Consider the following 20,472-nt stretch of genomic DNA (forward strand, 5'->3'; position numbering starts at 1 on the left):
TATAACTCTCATAGTAGGGTATAATTAAGTTAAATTAACTTATTTTAGGTTAGGAGGTAATTTATGAGACGCAAAATATTTACTACAATATTAACTCTACTAGCTTTAGCATTCATATTCACATCATGTTCTAAGTCAAACGCTAAACCTGAGGATACAGACTCAAACAAACCTCAAGTTCAAGTGAATTTTAAAGAACTATTCCCATATACAAAGGATGCAAAACTTGAGTACTTTAACACTACTACTAAAAAATCAACAGAAGTTAAGGTTAAATCTAATGAAAATAATACAATTGTATTGTCTTCATTAAAAGAAACAAATATTAAGTTTAGTAATGATGGGATACTAATTAATAACGAATATATACTTAAACTTCCACTTGAAAATAATTCATCATGGGATATTACAGGTGGTAAGGTTACTCTTAAAAACAATTCAGCTCCTATATCAACAGGCCTTGGAGACTTTTATGGGTATGAAATAGAAATCAAAAAGGATCCTATAACTTATACACTTTATTTTGTTAAAAATTTAGGTATAGTTAAGATAGTTGAACTAAGTAATAATACATCTGCTGAATATATATTATCATCAATTGAAGCAAGTCTTGAGGATGGGGACAATGAACCCGGGGATAATAACCTTTCAGCTGAGGTAGATAATATATACTACTATGATGTTGAAAAAGACGCGGTTATAGAAAAACCAATCGATAAGGATACATCATCAAAGGATGCCAAAAAATTCTTTGAAAACCTTTTCAAATCACCACCTAGTGGAATTAAACCACTTATGCCTGCATCAACTAAGATAAATAATATTAAGGTTGATAATGCAGCTTCACTTATAACACTTGATGTTTCAGAGTCATTTACAGAAACTATGAATCTTGGAACAAGTGGTGAAGAGGGTATTTTACAGTCTATTGCAAATACACTTGGCAAGTCATATAAGTGTAAAAACGTTGTAATTACTGTTAATTCTAAACCATATGCAACAGGCCATTTATTAATAGATAAAGACAACCCATTAACTGTTGAATAAATAAAAAAAGTAGCCATATGGCTACTTTTTTGTTATATGTTGCTATCTTCAATAACCTGCTTAAGTCTTGCCTTCATAATATCTATTGCAACCTTATTATATCCACCTTCTGGAATAATAACATCTGCATATCTCTTAGTAGGCTCTATAAACTCAAGATGCATAGGTCTTACTGAATCTGTATATTGATTAATAACAGATTCTAGGGTCCTACCCCTCTCTTCAATATCCCTTTTGATTCTTCTAACTATTCTAAGGTCTGCATCTGTATCAACAAAAATCTTAATGTCTAGAAGATCTCTAACTTCCTTCTCAACAAGTACCATAAGACCCTCAATAATAATAACCTCACATGGGGCTACCTTCTTAGTGTCCTTAGTCCTATTATGAATTGAAAAGTCATATATAGGCATATCTATGCTCTTTCCATCCATTAAAGTCTTTAGATGACTTAATAATAACTCTGTATCAAATGCATTTGGGTGGTCATAGTTAGTTTTGATTCTCTCATCATGTGACAGATGTGATTGATCTTTGTAATATGAGTCCTGCTGTATCATACAGATATTAGCAGACGGTAAACTATTATAGATTTCATTGGCTACAGTGCTCTTACCTGAACCTGTACCTCCAGTTATTCCTATAAGTATTGGTCTCATATTATTCTCCCTTCTCTTTAACTATCATGTCAAAAGGCTTAAGACTCTTCTCACATTTAATCTTAAATATCATTTGTGGATGTGGTGCAGTTTCAATTTCTTCCCCTGCTTCATTCCAAATAACGTCTAAAGTTAGGTGATAATTGTCATCCTTAGGACTTAATATCTCAACCTTATCTCCCTTAAATAATCTGTTACGTTGTTCGATTGTTGCTATTTTAGTTTCTTCATTATAGTCAACAACTATACCCATAATATCATGTGTTCTAACATATGTTGCTGTATCAAGAATTTGCTTATCAGGCTTGCCGTAGTAGAATCCTGTTGAAAACTCTCTATGGCTAGACCTTGATACTTCTTCCATCCACTTAGGGTCAAATTCATAATTGTCCTTGTCCTTAAGGTAGGCGTCTATTGCCATTCTATATGCTTTAATAACACTTGCAACATAATATGAACTCTTCATTCTTCCCTCAATCTTAAAGCTAGTAATACCGCTTTCTACAAGTTCAGGTATATGACCTATCATACATAGATCATGTGAGTTCATTATATAAGTACCTCTTTCATCCTCTGTAATCTCAAAGTATTGATTAGGTCTTCTTTCTTCCATAACATGATACTTATATCTACATGAATGTGAACATGCTCCCCTATTAGCATCTCTACCGCTCATATAGTTTGAAAGTAGGCATCTACCTGAGTATGCCATACACATAGCACCATGAACAAATGCTTCAATTTCCATTTCAGCAGGCATTTTTTCACGAATCTCTTTAATTTCTCCCATTGAAAGTTCACGGGCTAAAACGATTCTTTGAGCTCCTAGCTTATACCAAAATTCAGCTGTTTTGTAGTTAGTATTATTAGCCTGTGTACTAATATGCACTTCAAGGTCTGGAGCCACTTCCTTAACAATTGAGAATATACCAAGGTCTGATACAATAACAGCATCAATTCCCGTTTCTTCTAAACGCTTAATATATTCTGGCATACCATTAATATCTCCATTATGAGCAAATATATTAACAGTTACATATACTTTTTTTCCTCTTGAATGTGCAAACTCTACTCCTTCTTTCATTGTTTCAGGTGTAAAATTATCTGCCATCGCTCTTAAGCTAAATAATTCTCCACCAATATATACAGCATCTGCTCCATATATAATAGCTGTTTTTAGCTTTTCAAGATTACCTGCAGGTGCTAGTAATTCTATCTTATTCATTTTCATCTCTCCTTAACTTACATGTCAGTGCAACTCCGTCACCTATTGGTAGTATTGTGGTTTCTAGATGGTCAACACTTGAAATATGGCTTAGGAATTTTCTCATTCTTTTAACTATTGTAATTTTTCTTCTGATTAATAAGTCATTTGATGCAACCATACCTCTAAATAAAACATTATCGGATACTAATAATCCTCCAACCTTAAGCTTTTTTAAGCATTCTTCTAGAAAGTGATCATAATGTCCCTTAGCAGCATCTAAAAATATCATATCAAACTCACCTTCTACATCCTTAAGCACCTCAAGTGCATCTCCAAAAATAAGGTTTGCGTTATTTTCGAACCCTTGTGATTTGATATTTTCAGTTGCTAGTTTGTACATATCCTCACTTCTTTCAATTGACGTAACATGTGAATCACTACCTGCTGCATCTATCATAACAGAAGCCGAATAACCGATTGCTGTTCCTACCTCTAAGATTTTCTTAACATTATGTGACTTAATAATAACCTTTAAAAACTGTGCTACTTCCTTGTGGATTATTGGTACGTTATTTTCTACTCCGTATGCTTCAATTTCTTGAAGTTTCCCCTGATGATCCTTAACTAAAGATCTTAAATAATCCTCTATATAATCGTGACTTACCCCGCTCATACTTCCTCCTAAAACACTTTAGATTACCTTATATCTATTATTATAAAATAATTATTGTCGACTTGCTACCAAAACCTTATATTGGCAGTACCTTAAGCCATATATTAAAAAAAATACATGGTGACTTGCTGCCACCATGTATTGTTTATTTATAAACTATTTGAGGCTTTCTTAGCCTTTAAAAATTCATTATAATCTGCTGTAAAGAAATGTTTACCGCTATTTTGCAGAACAAAATATATATAATCATGCTGTGAAGGATTTGCAGCAGCTGATAGTGACTTCACCCCAGGTGAAGCTATAGGTCCAAGTGGAAGCCCTGCATTTTTGTAAGTATTATAAGGTGAATCAATCTCTAAATCCTTATTATATAACTTATCCTTATGCTCACCAAGTGCATACAGTACTGTTGCACATGATTGCAGCCTCATATTAGACTTAATTCTATTGTAGAAAACACCTGAAATTATAGGTCTTTCCTCATCACTTCTAGCTTCCTTCTCAACAACAGATGCCATCTTAACCACATCATCTACTGATATATTAAGCTTATCTGCACCTTCTTTAGCTATAGGATAGGCATGCTCATTAAAACTCTCAAGCATTCTATCTATAACTTCCTTTGACTGAGTATTCTTTCTAAATTCATATGTGTCTGGATATAAATATCCTTCAAGTCTAGCTCTTCTTCCAGCTGGAATCTGTTTTACAAATTCAAACTTTGAGAAATCTCCATTATTAACTTCATTAATAAATTCTTCTTTACTTGATATTACACCTGACGAAACTAATTTATCAGCAATGTCATTAACAGTGTATCCCTCTGGTACAGTAACCTTAATAGCATTAATATCCTTGCTTATCTTACCACCTGATATATCATCAAGCATAGACTTTACAGATGAAGATGTTTTGAATCTATATTCTCCACTTTTCATATCTGATAGCCCACTTAAGCTTAAATAACCTGATGCAATAAAAGGTACCTTAAGGGCTCCTACCTTATTAAGCTTATCAATAACTTCTTTTTTAGTATCTCCCTTGTCAACTCTAATAGAGAATACCCTATCACCACTTGATACAGGCATAAATAAATATGCAGCTGAACCTACAATGGGTAGTGCTATTAACAAACATACTAGAGTTATAATTAGTTTCTTATTCATTAGATCACCACTCAATAAAAATTAATAAGTTAATTATATATTGTATTGCATAATTTTACAAGTTACTACTTATTTCTTGCAGCTCTCTTTCTCATTGTTGGGTCAAGCATCTTCTTTCTCATTCTGATGCTTTGAGGTGTAACCTCAACTAGCTCATCACTTGAAATAAACTCTAGTGATTGCTCAAGACTTAGGTTAATAGCTGGTACTAGTCTTAGTGACTCGTCTGCTCCTGAACTTCTCATGTTAGTTGCTTGCTTCTTCTTACAAACGTTAACATCGATGTCTTCTGCTCTTGAACATACACCAACGATCATTCCTTGGTATACAGGAACTCCAGGTCCTACGAACATGCTTCCTCTATCCTGTGCATTGAATAGACCGTAAGTTACAGCTTCACCAGTTTCAAATGCAACTAGCGCTCCTCTGTTTCTTTCAGGAATATCTCCCTTAGCTACTTCGTATCCTTCAAATAGGTGATTCATTATACCGTTACCCTTAGTATCAGTCATGAACTCACTTCTGTATCCAATAAGTCCTCTTGCAGGAATATTAAATTCAAGTCTTACGTATCCATCTACTGCTGAAGTCATGTTAGTCATTTCTGCTTTTCTTTGACCAAGCTTTTCCATAACAACTCCCATGTACTCTTCAGGAACGTCAACAGTTAATAGCTCTATAGGCTCACACTTAACCCCATCAATTTCCTTGTAGATTACGTTAGGTCTTGATACTTGGAACTCATATCCTTCTCTTCTCATTGTTTCAATAAGAACTGAAAGGTGAAGTTCTCCTCTACCTGATACTTCAAATGCATCGTTAGTATCAGTATCCTTAACTCTAAGACTTACGTTAGTCTCAAGTTCTCTCATAAGTCTATCTCTTAAGTGTCTTGTAGTAACGAAGTCTCCTTCCTTACCAGCAAATGGGCTATCATTAACGCTAAATGTCATTGATAGTGTTGGCTCGTCTATGTTAACAAATGGAATAGCTTCTGGGTTTTGTGCATCAGCTATAGTCTCTCCAATTGCGATATCAGCTATACCTGAAATTGCAATAATATCTCCACTTGTTGCTTCTTCAGCTTCTTCTCTCTTAAGACCGTTGAATGTATATAGTGTAACAATCTTACCATTTCTAGTCTTACCATCTGGGCTACAGATTGCGATTGGTTGATTCTTTTTAATAATTCCCCTTTGAACCTTACCGATTGCTATTCTTCCAACGTACTCATTTGAGTCAATTGTAGTAACTAGCATTTGAAGTGATTCATCTGGATTACTATCTGGTGATGGAACCTTCTCAATAATAGTTTCAAATAGTGGAACCATATCAACTGCTTCATCTTCCATATTAATCTTAGCAATACCTGACTTACCTGAAGCGTATACTACTGGGAATTCAAGCTGATCATCATCTGCTCCTAGCTCGATAAATAGTTCAAGAACTTCATCAACAACCTCATCAGGTCTAGCCCCTGGCTTATCAATTTTGTTAATAACAACGATTGGCTTAAGCTTAAGCTCTAGAGCCTTTCTTAGCACGAATCTTGTTTGAGGCATAGCACCCTCAAATGCGTCTACTAGTAGAACAACACCGTCTACCATCTTAAGAACTCTCTCAACTTCTCCTCCGAAGTCAGCGTGTCCTGGTGTATCAATAATGTTAATTTTTAAGTCGTTGTAGATTACAGCTGTATTCTTTGAAAGAATTGTAATCCCTCTTTCTTTTTCTAGGTCGTTAGAGTCCATAACTCTTTCGTTAACCTTTTCATTGCTTCTAAATGTTCCACTTTGTTTTAATAGTTCGTCTACCAGTGTAGTTTTACCGTGGTCAACGTGGGCAATAATAGCAATATTTCTTATATTCTCTGTAGTGAAATTTATCATAATAACCTCCAAGCTTCTTTCTGTAAAAAAATGGAAAAATAATTTTAAAATAAAACAAGGACACCACAAATGTGACATCCTTGACTATTCTACATGAATAATATATCTATTGTCAATGAAAGTTATCTATCTCTTTCTAATTATTTTACATTTTTTGATTTTTTTAATTAATAAATGCAAAAAGAAATTGTCCCCGTTAAGATGTATAACAGTAACATTCTGAATAGGCATAAGCCTTTTTATGTCACTATCAATATTTCTTAAAGTTTCCTCCATTGTAAAAAAATTAACTTTATACTTAGTCCATAAAATATACTGTGGTATCTCACTAAAACTCTCAACATTTAGTTTAGATAAATAAGCATATTTTAAAATTTTAAGGTTTTGAAGCTCTTTTTTAATAGATATAATCTGATCTGGCTCTAGGTCTAGCTTAATATATTTTTCAAGGTTAAAGCTAGGTCTTTCTCTTTCCTTAAGAGCTACTTTGCATCTATCTCTAAGTTCTTTATACTCCTTGGTATATCTATCAACCATATTATATGCGTCCTTTTTTCTATAAAAGTTAATAATCTCCCTATAACCTTCATATGAAACAAATGGATTGATTCTTATAGCTGATTCTATATACTCTATTCCCTGTGGGTTATTACCATCTAGAAGCATTTTCCCAACTAATAATCTTATTGATGGATTATTAGGATATCCTATGCAAAGCTTTTTACCCTCAATAATAGCATTATTGATTCCAGTATACTTCTCTCGAAGACTTAAATATAGTGGAAAACTTGACTCCTTAAGCTTAAATTCATTAAATTCCTTAGAAAGGTTAGCATAAACCTGTTTTTCTTCCTTATTTCTTTGAAGAATAATTCTAAGCCCTTTTTTCTTTTCAGCCTGCCATATTTTGTTATACCTTGCTTCTATTTTAGAGAAGTTTTTAGATAAAAATCTTATTGAATTATTTCCAAATTCATATTGGAAGTTATCTATATCCTCGTTTGCATTTTCAATTCTTGCAATCAAACTTCTTTTAAAGTCTAAGCTTTCCCTATCTTCACCCTTTATATTCTTAAGACAAATTGTAATATCACGTCCACTAACGAGTTCATTAAGATATGTACTCATTTTAGTATAATAATTACCTATTGCCTCCTCAGTTTCTTCTATTTCCTTTTCAATTGCCCTATCAAAAACTTCCGCTACAAGGTAGCTATGTACTTTTTTCTTAAGTATAGTATTTATGAACACCTTTGAACCAAAAGTCTCTATATACATCTTATCACTTTCAAGCTTAGCCTCTCCTAAAGCAACTGATATAATTTCCTTATAGAAATTATATATGTACTTATAAACAGGCAGTATCATATTTTTAACTGCTACATTTGACTTAGAGTATAGAGCATCATCTCTAAACAAGCTCTCCATTAACTTTAGAGTTTTAGTGTAGCTTCTATGCTTAATATTCCTAATCTTAGATGCTGAAATAACTGAAAGTGCAATTGAATCTTTTAGCTCTTTTTCACTAAATCCAAGTACTATAGGAAGTCCAATTTCTAAACTATTAATATATCTTCCCCTAATACCCTTTGACTTATGTAAAATCACTTTAATATTAGTTTTCTTAGTTAGTATTATATTTTCAATTTTAGGTCCCTTGTACTCTTCAACTAGTGAATCTACAATTTCCCAAAGAGATTTATAGTTATCCCTATCTAGATATATTCCCTTTAAAGTGTATCTTCTTATAAATACTACTCTAAACAGATAATAAATCATAATTAAATATATTACCCCAACTATACTTACTGTATAAATAGACTGATCTATTCTTAGTGTAAAATAATATATTAAATACGCAAGTAACGCTGTTGCAGCTATTATAAAAGCGTATGTATGTCTAAATAAAATACTTAGTATATAACAAATATTTCTGTATGTTGATGGACTCTTAATATATATCTCTCTTATTTTACTAATTAAAAACATACACTCACCCCCTATAATATTATCGCAAATAAATAGGAATAAATAAAGATAAGCTGATGACTATGTCACCAGCTTATTATTAGATTTCCATTATAATTGGTAAAATCATTGGCTTTCTCTTTGTTTTTTGATATAGGTAATCTCTTAACTCATCTCTTATATTAGCTTTTAGTGCTGACCATTCTCTTATCTTATTCTCAAGACACTTATCTAGACAATCCTTAACAATAACCTTTGCTTCATCCATAAGATGTTCTGATTCTCTAACATATACAAATCCTCTTGAGATTATATCTGGTCCTGCAATGACTTTTCCCGTCTGTCTATCTATTGTAACAACAACTGTTAATATTCCATCCTGTGAAAGATGCTTTCTATCTCTAAGTACTATATTTCCAACGTCTCCAACTCCAAGTCCATCAACAAGCACTTGTCCTGCTGGTACAGTTCCATTTATTCTAGCACTATCACGAGTAAGTTCTAGGGTCTGTCCAATTTCTAAAATAAATATATTAGATTTTTTCATTCCCATCTTCTGAGCTAGTGTTGAATGCTGCTTTAGGTGTCTATACTCACCGTGAACTGGCATAAAGAACTTTGGCTTAGTAATTGAATGTATCAGTTTAAGCTCTTCTTGGAAAGCATGCCCTGATACGTGTACATGTGCTAATGACTCATATATAACGTTAGCACCCTTTTTGAATAATTGGTTAATTACTCTTGAAATAAGCTTCTCATTTCCTGGTATTGGTGATGCTGAAATAATAACAAGGTCTCCCTCTATTATTTCTACCTTTCTGTGCTCTGAATTACTCATACGAGCAAGTGCACTCATAGGTTCCCCCTGGCTACCAGTAGTAATTATAGCAATCTTATTCTTAGGGTATTTGTCAATATCGTCTATGCTAACAAACATATCATCTGGTCCCTCTAGGTATCCTAAAGTTCTTGCTACTTCAACTATGTTCTCAATACTTCTACCTGAAATAGCTACCTTTCTTCTATGCTTATAAGCTGCGTCTAGTATCTGCTGAATTCTATGTACATTAGATGCAAAACTAGCTACTATAATTCTTCCTGTTGCCTCTGAGAAAATTCTCATAAATGTTTCTCCAACAACCTTCTCAGAAACTGTACTTCCAGGTCTTTCAACGTTTGTACTGTCTCCTAAAAGTAGAAGAATCCCCTTCTTGCTAAGTTCCGCATATCTTCCAAGGTCCATAACATCTCCGTTTATTGGAGTATAGTCTATCTTAAAGTCACCTGTATGTAATATTATACCTGCAGGTGTGTGTATAGCTAATGAACAAGCATCAGGTATACTGTGGTTATTTCTGATAAACTCTACACTAATCTCTTCGAAACTAATTATGTCTCTTGGGCTTACAACCTTAAGAGTTGTTGTGCTTAGAAGCCCATGCTCCTTAAGCTTTGTTTCTACCATACCTATTGTTAGTCTAGTACCATAAACTGGTACATTAAGTTGCTTTAATATGTATGGCAATGCTCCTATATGATCCTCATGTCCATGTGTTAGCATTATACCCTTAACCTTATCTTTGTTCTTTAAAAGATAGGTAATATCTGGGATAACTATGTCAACTCCGTACATTTCCTCATCTGGAAACATTAGTCCACCGTCTACTACTACTATTTCGCTTTTGGTTTCAATAACTGTTATGTTTTTACCGATTTCGTTAACTCCACCAAGAGGAATAACCTTAACTTTTTCTTTTCTACTCAAATGTAAATTCCCTCCTTATTTAAGTCAACCGATCACCTATATAAATAAATTATACTTTTTCAGTACAATATTTATGCTTTGTTAGATTAGATTTTAAAATATTAAAACCTAAAATTATTATTTATTAGAACATTTTGAACAAATCCCATAGAATTTTACCTCATGATTTGTAATAGTAAAACTGTATTTTGTTTCGACCTGCTCTTCTAGACTATCTAATAGTATGTCTTCTACTTCCTCAACACTTCCACAATTCTTGCAAATAAGATGGTGATGCTGATGAGTTTCACTTTCGTGAACAAGTTCATATCTATTACAACCATCGTCAAAATTAAGCTTACATATTACTCCTATCTTCTCTAGAAGTTGAAGAGTTCTATATACTGTTGCAAGCCCTATTTCTGGGCATTCTATCTTTACTATATCATAAACTTCTTCCGTTGAAAGATGCTTTCCTTCGTTTTCTATGATAACATCTAATACAGCTCTTCTTTGTGGTGTAAGCTTATAGCCTTGAAGTCTCATTTGTTCTTTTAGTTTATTGTACTCATCACTTGAAAACTTAGCCATTTTTACACCTCATAAAATCTCTCTTTATAATTAATATAATTCTACAATCCCACATAATTATTGTCAAGGAACAATCAATTGAAAATGATTGTTAATTAATAATTTTCTATTAGACTATATGGAGCATATCTTATTTATTTTTTCTTTATTGTCTTTTTTAGATAATAAGCAGCTACTACAATTTCCACTACACACAAAAGTGTATAGCTTACTTTTGCATCTTACACATGTACTTGTGTTTTTGTTACTATATCCACAAACTGTGCATTTTACATCCACTTATATCACCTACATTACATAAATATTTGTGCTACAAATCCACCTACTAAAAAAGCTGTTGTAAAACTTCCTACCCATATTAATAGGGCTTCTTTTTTGCTTCTTTCCTTAAATATAACCATAATAGCTGCTATACATGGAACAAATAAGGTCATTGTTATAAGTGCAACGATTGTTTGCATAGGATCAAGTGATAATTCTGTAAGACCTGCTGCTCCAAAGTCACGTCTTATAATTCCCATAACAAACGCTGTAGAAGCCTCCCTTGGAAGATTTAAGAAACTTTCTATTATAGGTGCAACTGCATTTTGAATCCATATTAAAACATTAGTTTCATTTAGTATTGTAATAATGAAAGCCCCTAGGGCAAATAAAGGTATGGCCTCTTTAACAAACATCTTAGATTTAGTAAAGGTCTTCACTAATACATTTGATACTTTCGGTATTCTAATAGGGGATAGGTCTATAAATAAATCTGAACTTTCTCCAGGTAATACCTTATTAAGAATAGTTCCAGCTAAAACAAACACTATTAGAATAGTAGCACCATATATTAAGAAATACTTCCCACCAAGAGGAGCAATCATACCTGTAATAATACCAATTTGAGCTGAACAAGGTATTGTAAGCCCAAGCAGTGTAGTTGCTATTATCTTTTCTCTCTTAGTACCAAGTAACCTTGTTGTAATTGTTGCCATTGTAATGCATCCAAAACCTAAAATTATAGGTATTATAGCACGTCCATTTAATCCAAAAAACGCTAATACCCTATCTGTTAAGGTTGCAAGTCTTGGAAGATATCCTGAATCCTCCATAATAGACATAAACAAATAAAATGCTGCAACAAGAGGTAACAATAAACCAAATACATAGGTTATTGTTAGTGTTAAAACACCATATTCCCCTGCAAGTAATCTATATATAAACCCTGTGTCAGAAGCAAATGTAGTTACAACTCCTCTTACAAAGGGTTCATATATAGGCTCAAATATATTACCTATAAGATAGTCAACAACGTCACCTGCAACAAATTGACCTATAACCTTATACATTAGGTATAAAATAGCCATTATAATAGGTATTCCAGTTAGGGGATTTAGCATATAGTAACCTATTTTCTCCCTAATATTATTTCCCTTAGAGTCCTTTAAAATTATTTCATTAACAATACTATCAACCTCTGTTCTTCTAATCGAGTATATTTCATCTCTTGTATTAGGTGATGGTATTTGATATTTATAAAGCGTCTCCTCATCATCTTCACCAATCATTAAGGTTTCACTTTTATTTTCTACAATATCTTTATATTCTCTAATTATACTTTCGATACTTAAGTTGATTTCTCCTACCTTAGCAGAATAAATTTTTTCTTTTAATTCATTAATTCCCTTTCCCTTTACAGCAACTGTAGGTATTACTGGCACTCCTAAAAGCTTCTCAAGCTTATCTATATCAAGGGTTATCCCATTTCTTTCAACATCATCCATCATATTAAGTGCTACAATAACTTTTTTACCTGCGTCTATAATTTGTCTTGTTAAAAATAAATCCCTTTCTATGTGAAGTGCATCTACAACATTAATTATTATATCTGCACCTAAAATAACATCCTTAGCTACCCTCTCCTCATCATTAAATGAGGAAATCCCATATACTCCTGGAGTATCTATAACTACATCCCTATTATATTTACCATGTGATATATCAACAGTTGTTCCTGAAAAATTAGATACATCAACATATATTCCTGTTAATTCATTAAAAAAAACAGACTTTCCAACATTAGGATTACCTGCTAACACAATCTTTTTACTATTTTCTGGTATGTTAATATTTAAGTTATTACAGTTCATTTGTAAGCCCCCACTAAAGTAGTTCAATTTCAATATTATCTGCTATGTTTCTACCTATTGCAATTTCTTGCATTCTACTACTTAAAATCACTGGTCCATATGGTATTTTAGCAAAGCAGCTTACCTTAGCACCTTCGTATATACCAAGCCTAATTGCTTGCATCTTAATATTTGAATCTGTGATTTTTCTAATCAAAATACCCTGTCCTCTTTTAGCTTCACTAAGTTTCATGCTCCCCTCCAAAAATGAAATTAATTATCCCTAAATACTCATAAAACTTTCTATTAATACATAATTATACTGCTCAAAAAACCTTATGTAAACCTTAGAATTTATAAGGAATACTATCTATTATTTCAATTGAATCCTCGGTTATTTTCGATCTATAAACATGTAGCTCTACACCCTTTTCAACAGCCTCTTGAAGCTTGTCTGCAAACTTTGGGTCTATTTTACGGTTAGGCGTAAACTCTCTTATATAATCCATAAATCCAATAATAACAACCCCTGCATTATATCCATTTTCCTTAGCGTCTATTAACTCCTGTAAATGCTTACAGCCCCTATCTGTAGGTGCATCTGGAAACATTAACACTCCATCTTCCTCATATGTTCCACACTTAACCTCTATAAAATACTCCTTTTCTGATTGAACGTGAAAATCAAACCTACTATTTTTATATGTTACTTCCCTTTTGTGTGTTCCACTTACCCAGTTGCTTCTAGGAAGAAAATCTTCAAAAACGTCATTAGCAAGTGCAGATTTAATACATATTAAGTGACCCTTTTTCTTAACAAACATAAGTGAGTACTTAGTTTTACGCTTTGGGTTATTCGACTTTGTAACTATAACATCGACCCCAGGACGTAACATCTCAGACATTCTACCAGTATTAGCAACGTGGCAAACCTCTATATTCCCATCTATAAGAACATGTGCAATGAATCTATTAGGTCTATTAATAAATACCCCTTCTATTTTCTCACCATCTATATTAACTGCCATATTATCCTCCTAAACAAAGAAACTGACCATAAGGATACCTTATGATCAGCTTCAATAAAATTATTCTTCGTCTTCGCTTTCGTCTTCGAAGTCTTCTGATTCAATCCACTCTTCGTAAACAGCAGCAACTTTATCAAATTCTGCATCGTCTTCTACTACTTCTAGAATATCTGAACCTGTATCATCTTGTCCGATTCTGAATACTACAGCATCTTCTGCATCTTCTGCATCTACTTCATATAGAATTGCGTATTCTGTATCTTCAACATTTAGTACAGTGATAACTTCGAAATCTCTTTCAACGCCCTCTTCATCAGTTAGGCTTATGATGTTTGTATTTTCTTCCATGTAAAACACCTCTATTCTTAATGATAATCTAATTCTAATGTTATTAGTATGCTTTTGTCAACTAAATCTATTATCTAGAATTCTTGTCTAGGTAGGTTTGAAGTATATAAGTCGCAGCTACTGTGTCTACCACTTTCTTTCTCTTCTTTCTAGACATATCAGCTTCTATAAGGGTTCTATGGGCTGCTGCTGTTGTTAATCTTTCGTCTTGTAAAATAACCTCAAGACCTGTTTTATTCTTAAGATTCTCAGCAAAAGCAAGACTTCTCTCACCAGCTTCCCCTACAGTTCCATTCATGTTCTTTGGCATACCTAAAACTATTTTTTCTACTTTATATTCTTCTATAATAGCTTTAATTTCTTCAATATCCTTTTTAAGGCCTACTCTTTGAATAGTCCTAACTCCCTGGGCAGTCCACCCTAGTGGATCACTAATAGCAACTCCTATGGTTTTGGTTCCTAAATCAAGTCCTAAAATTCTCATAAATATCTCCTAAAAAATTATAACGGTGCATATGGCACCGTTAAATATATATTAACTGATTATTATTTTTGTGATAAATAACTCTTAAGAAGTTCTTCTACTATCTCATCTCTCTCTATCTTTGAAATAGCACTTCTAGCGTTGTTGTAGCTAGTAATGTAAGTTGGATCTCCAGAAAGAATGTAACCCACTAGCTGATTAATAGGATTATATCCTTTTTCTTGAAGTGAAGTGTAAACAGTCTTAAGGATTTCTCTAGCCTTCGTATCAGTTTCCATATTTATCTTAAACTGCATTGTTCCTTCATATTGCTCGCTCATAATTTACACCTTCCTTATAGTTTCTTACTATAAATATATCACTTTCCTAATGTGAAAGCAAATAAAACTGCCCTATAATATTTATATTCTAGGGCAGTTTTGTTATGTTAATTATTTAATCATATCTGTAATAATTTGCTTAGCTGTAACTAATGCTTCATCTACCTTAGTTACGTCCTTACCACCTGCTTGGGCCATGTCTGGTCTTCCACCACCGCCTCCACCTGTGATTTTAGCTATTTCCTTCACTATGTTACCTGCATGAACTCCCTCTGATACAGCATCCTTACTTGCCATAGCAAGAAGCATAACCTTATCTCCCTTAGTACTTGCAAGTACAATAGCTGACTTACCAAGCTTATCACGAAGATTATCTCCAAGATCTCTAAGTGCATTAGCATCTAGTTCTACCTTACTAGTAATAACCTTAACACCCTTAATTTCCTCAGCACCTTCAAGAATATCTCCAGCAGCTCCCTTTGCCATTTCAGCCTTAAGAGCTTCAATTTCCTTATCCTTTTCCTTAAGTTCTGCCATAACAGTTTCAGCCTTTTTAGCTACTTCCTTAGCATTTGCCTTAAGTGACTTTGCAACGTCCTTTAGTGTTGATTCTAGTGACTCTACATATTCAAATGAAGCCTTACCTGTAACTGCTTCAATTCTTCTAACTCCAGCTGCTACACCATTTTCTGATATTATCTTAAACATACCAATTGATGATGTATTCTTAACATGGCATCCACCACAAAGTTCTATACTATAGTCTCCAGCTGATACTACTCTTACAACATCACCGTACTTCTCACCGAATAGTGCAGTTGCTCCCATTTTTCTAGCCTCATCAATTGAAGTTTCAACAGTTTGAACTTCTACTGAATCCATAATCTTATTGTTAACAATTGATTCAATCTTCTTAATGTCCTCATGTGATACACCTTCAAAATGAGTAAAGTCAAATCTTAGTCTATCTGCTTCAACAAGTGAACCTGCCTGTGCAACATGATCTCCAAGTACCATCTTAAGTGCCTTGTGTAGAAGGTGAGTTGCAGTATGGTTTCTAGCAATATCTTGTCTAATTGAGTTATCAACTATTGTTTTAACAGTATCCTGAGCCTTTAAAGTTCCCTCTACTACCTTAACGATGTGGATTACCTTACCATTTGGAGTCTTCTTACAATCAACAACCTCAAGCTTAGCACTATCTGATGTAATAAGTCCTGAGTCTCCGATTTGTCCTCCCATCTCAGCATAGAAAGTTGTGTTATCAAGAATAACAGTTCCTTCCTCAGATGTAGTAATTGAATCAACAACTTCTCCATCCTTAACAATAACAACTACCTTACCAGTGTCTTCAAGATTAACATATCCATTAAATTCAGTTGAAATATCAGCTGAAAGTGTTGAGTATATATCTTGTTCTGCACCCATGTAGTTTGATTCTCCCCTAGCATTTCTAGCTCTTTCTCTTTGGCTAGTCATTTCTCTTTCGAATGCATCCATATCTACTGAGAACTTATTTTCTTCAAGAATTTCTAGAGTAAGTTCTACTGGGAATCCATAAGTGTCATAAAGCTTAAATGCCTTTTCTCCTGAAAGAACAGTTTCACCGTTTTCTTTCATTTCTTTAATATATTCATCAAGGATACTAATTCCCTGTTCTATAGTCTCTTCAAATCTTTCTTCTTCAAGTTTAAGAACCTTCTTAATGTAGTCCTTCTTCTCAACAAGTTCAGGATATCCACCCTTAGCTCCTTCGATTACTACATCACACAGGTTATATAGGAATGAATCCTTAACTCCAAGAAGCTTACCATGTCTAGCAGCACGTCTTAGAAGTCTTCTTAATACATATCCTCTTCCTTCATTTGATGGAATAACCCCATCACATACCATAAATGTAACACTTCTAATATGGTCTGTAATAAGTCTTAGTGATATATCAACATTCTTATCCTTTTTGTATTCTTTACCTGAAATTTTGCAAATCTCGTTAAGAATATCCCTCATAGTATCAATCTCAAATATGTTGTCAACACCCTGCATGATTGTTGCAATTCTTTCAAGACCCATACCTGTATCTATGTTCTTCTTAGCAAGTTCGTTATAGTTTCCGTTTTCGTCCTTATCGAACTGAGTAAATACTAGATTCCAGAACTCTACTACTCTGTCTGCATCAGCTGCTGCTAAGAATTCATCAACAGTAGTTATACCTCCATCTCCTCTATCGAAGTGGATTTCTGTACAAGGTCCACATGGTCCTTGACCGATTTCCCAGAAGTTATCTTCCTTACCTAGTCTGAAAATTCTCTTAGGGTCTACATCTGTAAGTGAAGTCCAAAGCTCAAATGCCTCATCATCATCTTGATATATAGTTACATATAGCTTATCCTTTGGAATTTCTAGAACTCCAGTTACAAACTCCCAAGCCCATGGAATTGACTCCTTCTTAAAGTAGTCTCCAAATGAGAAGTTACCAAGCATTTCAAAGAATGTACCGTGTCTTGATGTTTTACCAACATTTTCGATATCACCAGTTCTAATACATTTTTGACATGTTGTTATTCTGTTTCTTGGTGGAATTTCCTGTCCAGTAAAATAAGTCTTAAGTGGAGCCATACCTGCATTAATAAGCAGAAGACTCTTATCATTTTGAGGAACAAGTGGAGCACTAGCTAGTCTTAAATGCTCTTTTCCCTCAAAAAATGATAAATACATTTCTCTTAGTTCATTTGCGCCATAGTATTTCATTTTATTTCCTCCTTAATTATATATAAATACAAAAAAGCCCCATCCCTATTAAAAAATAGGGACGAAGCTATAAATCTCCGCGGTACCACCCTGGTTACCATAAAGGTCACTCACTAAATATAACGGTTTAACCGTTTCTGCCTACTTAGGTTCAGCAGAAAAACTCAAGGACTGCTTCTATAGCTATCTGTAAAGATTCCCACCTACCATCTTCTCTCTGAAACAAGATAATTCTATATACTACTTCCTATCAAAGTATTACAATATTAACTTCGTAAATTATACAAAATTGAGTGTTAAAAGTCAATTCATATATTTATCTAGTGGTGACTATATTATTGAAAATATTCTCATGATTAATACATGTTTCTAACAATATATCTATAACTTATTTTAATAGTTGCAGCTATAGGAACTGAAAGTATCATTCCTATACCTCCAAAGAAGTGACCTCCAACTAATAGAACAACCATAACCTCAACAGGATGCATACCTGTACAATCACTTACAATCTTCGGCGCAACTATATTAGCTTCTATTTGTTGAATTATAAAAAATGCAATACTAACCATTATAACCTGATCAAATGACTGGGTTAATGCAAGTATTAATGCTGGAATATACCCAAGAAGAGGTCCAAAATAAGGTATGAAATTCGCAACAGCATTAGCTATAGCAATCACTAGTGGGTACTTAATACCTATAAACAATAAGGCCATAAATGTAAGTACGAAAACAAGTAGAGATAAAATAACCTGACTTACAAAATATCCTTGAATAACCCTATTAATATGTCCTGCAAGTTCTATAGACTTCTCCCTATATCTAAGTGGAATAAAAAACTTAGTCTTCTTAAGGAAGAATCTCTTATCAGATAGAAAGTAATATATAAAAATTGGAGCAAGGAAATATGTAGGCAGATCCATTGCAAGTCTAAATATATCCTCAAATAGTCCATTTAAGGAACTTGATACACTATCCTGTATCTTAACTACAGTTGTATCAATAACCTGTCTTAGATACTGTGGTAGCCCTTCGTAACCTATAATACCCATTAGCTTATCTATTAAATTATCAAAGGTATGGAAGTTATCAAGTATACCCATAAGTTCCCTAATAATGCCAGGAACAATATATACACATACAAAAACTAATGCTATTAATACACCTATAACCACAATCAGTGAGGCTAGCCACCTTTTAATGTTATGGTTCTCTAGTTTATTAACAACTGGCATAAGTATGTATGATAATACAATAGATAAAAGAATAGGATAGAACACATTTCTTGATAGGAAAATAAGAGCTATAAAAAACAATGTAATAAGAATAGCTATTATCTTTCTAATGGTTATATCCTTCATCTTATCACCTGTTCAAAGTCTTTACTAAAGGATATTTCACATATCATCTCTATACTGCTCTTAGGAGCTATAAGACTATCCTTTCGAATTATGAATCCCTCATTAACTAGCATAACCTTCTTCCCTCTTATAAGATCATCATAAAACCCTCTCTTGCAAATAACAGCCTTAATACTTCCCTTAGAAGGGTCAAAAACAACATCCTCAACCTCTCCTAAAAGCACTCCATCACCATCTAATATATCTCTTCCTATAACACCCTCTAATGAATAACAAAGGGCCCTAGATAACTTACGTCGCCTCATCTTAAATGGCCTTTCAGATAGAATTATTCTATCCTTCATAAAAACCACATTCTTAAATGGTGCAATATAAAGGGAAGGAAACAACCTACCATTGGAAATAATAATAGACCTAATAGACTTACTCTTAAAGTCTACTATTCCATTATCTATAAACCCAATACATCTATTGTCACTTGTATATATATCCTTACCATGCAGATCTAAGTATTTGAGCATAAAAAAGCCCCCTTTAGCCATATATACATTAGTATTGTACTAATGGAGGATTTTTACTCAAAAGAATTTTAATATATTAAAAAAATAAAAAGATAGGTAATAATAACCTATCTTTCTTTAAATGTATTTTATTCTTCATCATCATGGTGGTGATGGTGATGATCTGAACAACATCCCCCACCTGTATTAAATCTGTCTTCTAGTGGGTCAAGACCCTTCTTAACTCTGTAGTCGTTAATTGCCTTATGAATAGCCTCTTCAGCAAGAACTGAACAGTGCATCTTAACTGGTGGAAGGCCCTTAAGTTCTTCTGCAACCTTCTTGTTAGTAATTTCCCAAGCCTCATCAAGAGTCTTACCCTTAATAAGCTCAGTTGCCATACTACTTGATGCTATAGCTGCACCACATCCAAATGTCTTAAACTTAACATCTTTAATTATATCATCCTCTACATCTAGGTAGATTCTCATAATATCTCCACACTTAGGATTTCCAACTTCTCCAATTCCACTTGCATCCTCAATCTCTCCAACGTTTTGTGGGTTCATGAAATGCTCCATAACTTTATCTGAATACATAATTACTTAACCTCCTCCATTGCCTT

19 protein-coding genes and 1 other annotated feature are annotated in these 20,472 nt (G+C 33.4%); of the genes, 1 reads left to right on the plus strand and 18 read right to left on the minus strand.

Translation table 11 applies throughout. The features are described 5' to 3' along the window. Positions 1–63 precede the first annotated feature (63 nt). On the plus strand, positions 64–1,047 hold the full coding sequence (locus tag RR539_RS03925) for a GerMN domain-containing protein (RefSeq protein WP_332472731.1): 984 nt from the start codon (positions 64–66) through the stop codon (positions 1,045–1,047). 32 nt (positions 1,048–1,079) lie between these two features. Here the strand turns inward: RR539_RS03925 and udk are convergent, their stop codons facing one another. The 18 genes from udk to nifU form a co-directional block, all read right to left on the minus strand. Beyond that, positions 1,080–1,706 (minus strand): uridine kinase, encoded by a 627-nt coding sequence (udk, locus tag RR539_RS03930; protein WP_332472730.1) that lies wholly within the window; start codon positions 1,704–1,706, stop codon positions 1,080–1,082. 1 nt (position 1,707) lies between these two features. Beyond that, positions 1,708–2,931, minus strand: a complete 1,224-nt coding sequence (locus tag RR539_RS03935) for a peptidase U32 family protein (RefSeq protein WP_332472729.1) — start codon at positions 2,929–2,931, stop codon at positions 1,708–1,710. Further along, positions 2,924–3,586: an O-methyltransferase gene (locus tag RR539_RS03940; protein WP_332472728.1), complete on the minus strand. Its 663-nt coding sequence runs from the start codon at positions 3,584–3,586 to the stop codon at positions 2,924–2,926. The genes RR539_RS03935 and RR539_RS03940 overlap by 8 nt, the downstream gene beginning before the upstream one ends. 149 nt (positions 3,587–3,735) lie before the next feature. Further along, positions 3,736–4,752, minus strand: coding sequence for an endolytic transglycosylase MltG (gene mltG / locus RR539_RS03945; protein ID WP_332472727.1), 1,017 nt, complete (start codon positions 4,750–4,752; stop codon positions 3,736–3,738). Positions 4,753–4,817: 65 nt separating this feature from the next. Then, positions 4,818–6,641 carry a translational GTPase TypA gene (typA, locus tag RR539_RS03950; protein WP_332472726.1) on the minus strand — a complete coding sequence of 608 codons (1,824 nt, stop codon included), beginning with the start codon at positions 6,639–6,641 and terminating at the stop codon, positions 4,818–4,820. A 126-nt stretch (positions 6,642–6,767) separates the two neighbouring features. Further along, entirely contained in the window at positions 6,768–8,630 is a 1,863-nt protein-coding gene (locus RR539_RS03955) for a hypothetical protein (protein ID WP_332472725.1), read from the minus strand. A gap of 79 nt (positions 8,631–8,709) precedes the next feature. After that, the gene (locus tag RR539_RS03960; protein WP_332472724.1) at positions 8,710–10,374 is read right to left on the minus strand and encodes a ribonuclease J; all 1,665 of its coding nucleotides are present in this window, start codon (positions 10,372–10,374) and stop codon (positions 8,710–8,712) included. Between the two features lie 117 nt (positions 10,375–10,491). Beyond that, entirely contained in the window at positions 10,492–10,944 is a 453-nt protein-coding gene (locus tag RR539_RS03965; RefSeq protein WP_332472723.1) for a Fur family transcriptional regulator, read from the minus strand. 293 nt (positions 10,945–11,237) lie between these two features. Then, positions 11,238–13,076 carry a ferrous iron transport protein B gene (feoB, locus tag RR539_RS03970; RefSeq protein ID WP_332472722.1) on the minus strand — a complete coding sequence of 613 codons (1,839 nt, stop codon included), beginning with the start codon at positions 13,074–13,076 and terminating at the stop codon, positions 11,238–11,240. A 13-nt stretch (positions 13,077–13,089) separates the two neighbouring features. Then, entirely contained in the window at positions 13,090–13,308 is a 219-nt protein-coding gene (locus RR539_RS03975) for a FeoA family protein (protein WP_332472721.1), read from the minus strand. Between the two features lie 94 nt (positions 13,309–13,402). Next, complete coding sequence (sfsA, locus tag RR539_RS03980; RefSeq protein ID WP_332472720.1) at positions 13,403–14,083, minus strand: DNA/RNA nuclease SfsA; 681 nt, start codon at positions 14,081–14,083, stop codon at positions 13,403–13,405. Between the two features lie 60 nt (positions 14,084–14,143). Beyond that, positions 14,144–14,431 (minus strand): DUF1292 domain-containing protein, encoded by a 288-nt coding sequence (locus tag RR539_RS03985; RefSeq protein WP_332472719.1) that lies wholly within the window; start codon positions 14,429–14,431, stop codon positions 14,144–14,146. A 70-nt stretch (positions 14,432–14,501) separates the two neighbouring features. Beyond that, positions 14,502–14,915: a Holliday junction resolvase RuvX gene (gene ruvX, locus RR539_RS03990; RefSeq protein WP_332472718.1), complete on the minus strand. Its 414-nt coding sequence runs from the start codon at positions 14,913–14,915 to the stop codon at positions 14,502–14,504. A gap of 62 nt (positions 14,916–14,977) precedes the next feature. Continuing rightward, a complete protein-coding gene (locus RR539_RS03995; protein WP_332472717.1) occupies positions 14,978–15,235 on the minus strand; it encodes an IreB family regulatory phosphoprotein in 258 nt (85 codons plus the stop codon). A gap of 111 nt (positions 15,236–15,346) precedes the next feature. Beyond that, entirely contained in the window at positions 15,347–17,983 is a 2,637-nt protein-coding gene (gene alaS / locus RR539_RS04000) for an alanine--tRNA ligase (protein WP_332472716.1), read from the minus strand. Positions 17,984–18,037: 54 nt separating this feature from the next. Next, positions 18,038–18,246, minus strand: a binding site (T-box leader). Positions 18,247–18,339: 93 nt separating this feature from the next. Beyond that, complete coding sequence (locus RR539_RS04005) at positions 18,340–19,347, minus strand: AI-2E family transporter (protein WP_332472715.1); 1,008 nt, start codon at positions 19,345–19,347, stop codon at positions 18,340–18,342. Then, on the minus strand, positions 19,344–19,868 hold the full coding sequence (locus RR539_RS04010) for a PRC-barrel domain-containing protein (protein ID WP_332483407.1): 525 nt from the start codon (positions 19,866–19,868) through the stop codon (positions 19,344–19,346). The genes RR539_RS04005 and RR539_RS04010 overlap by 4 nt, the downstream gene beginning before the upstream one ends. Before the next feature lie 128 nt (positions 19,869–19,996). Then, a complete protein-coding gene (nifU, locus tag RR539_RS04015; protein ID WP_332472713.1) occupies positions 19,997–20,446 on the minus strand; it encodes a Fe-S cluster assembly scaffold protein NifU in 450 nt (149 codons plus the stop codon). Positions 20,447–20,472: the final 26 nt, after the last annotated feature.

Source organism: Clostridium sp. (assembly GCF_036639235.1).
In the GTDB taxonomy this organism is placed as follows: domain Bacteria; phylum Bacillota; class Clostridia; order Clostridiales; family Caloramatoraceae; genus Clostridium_AB.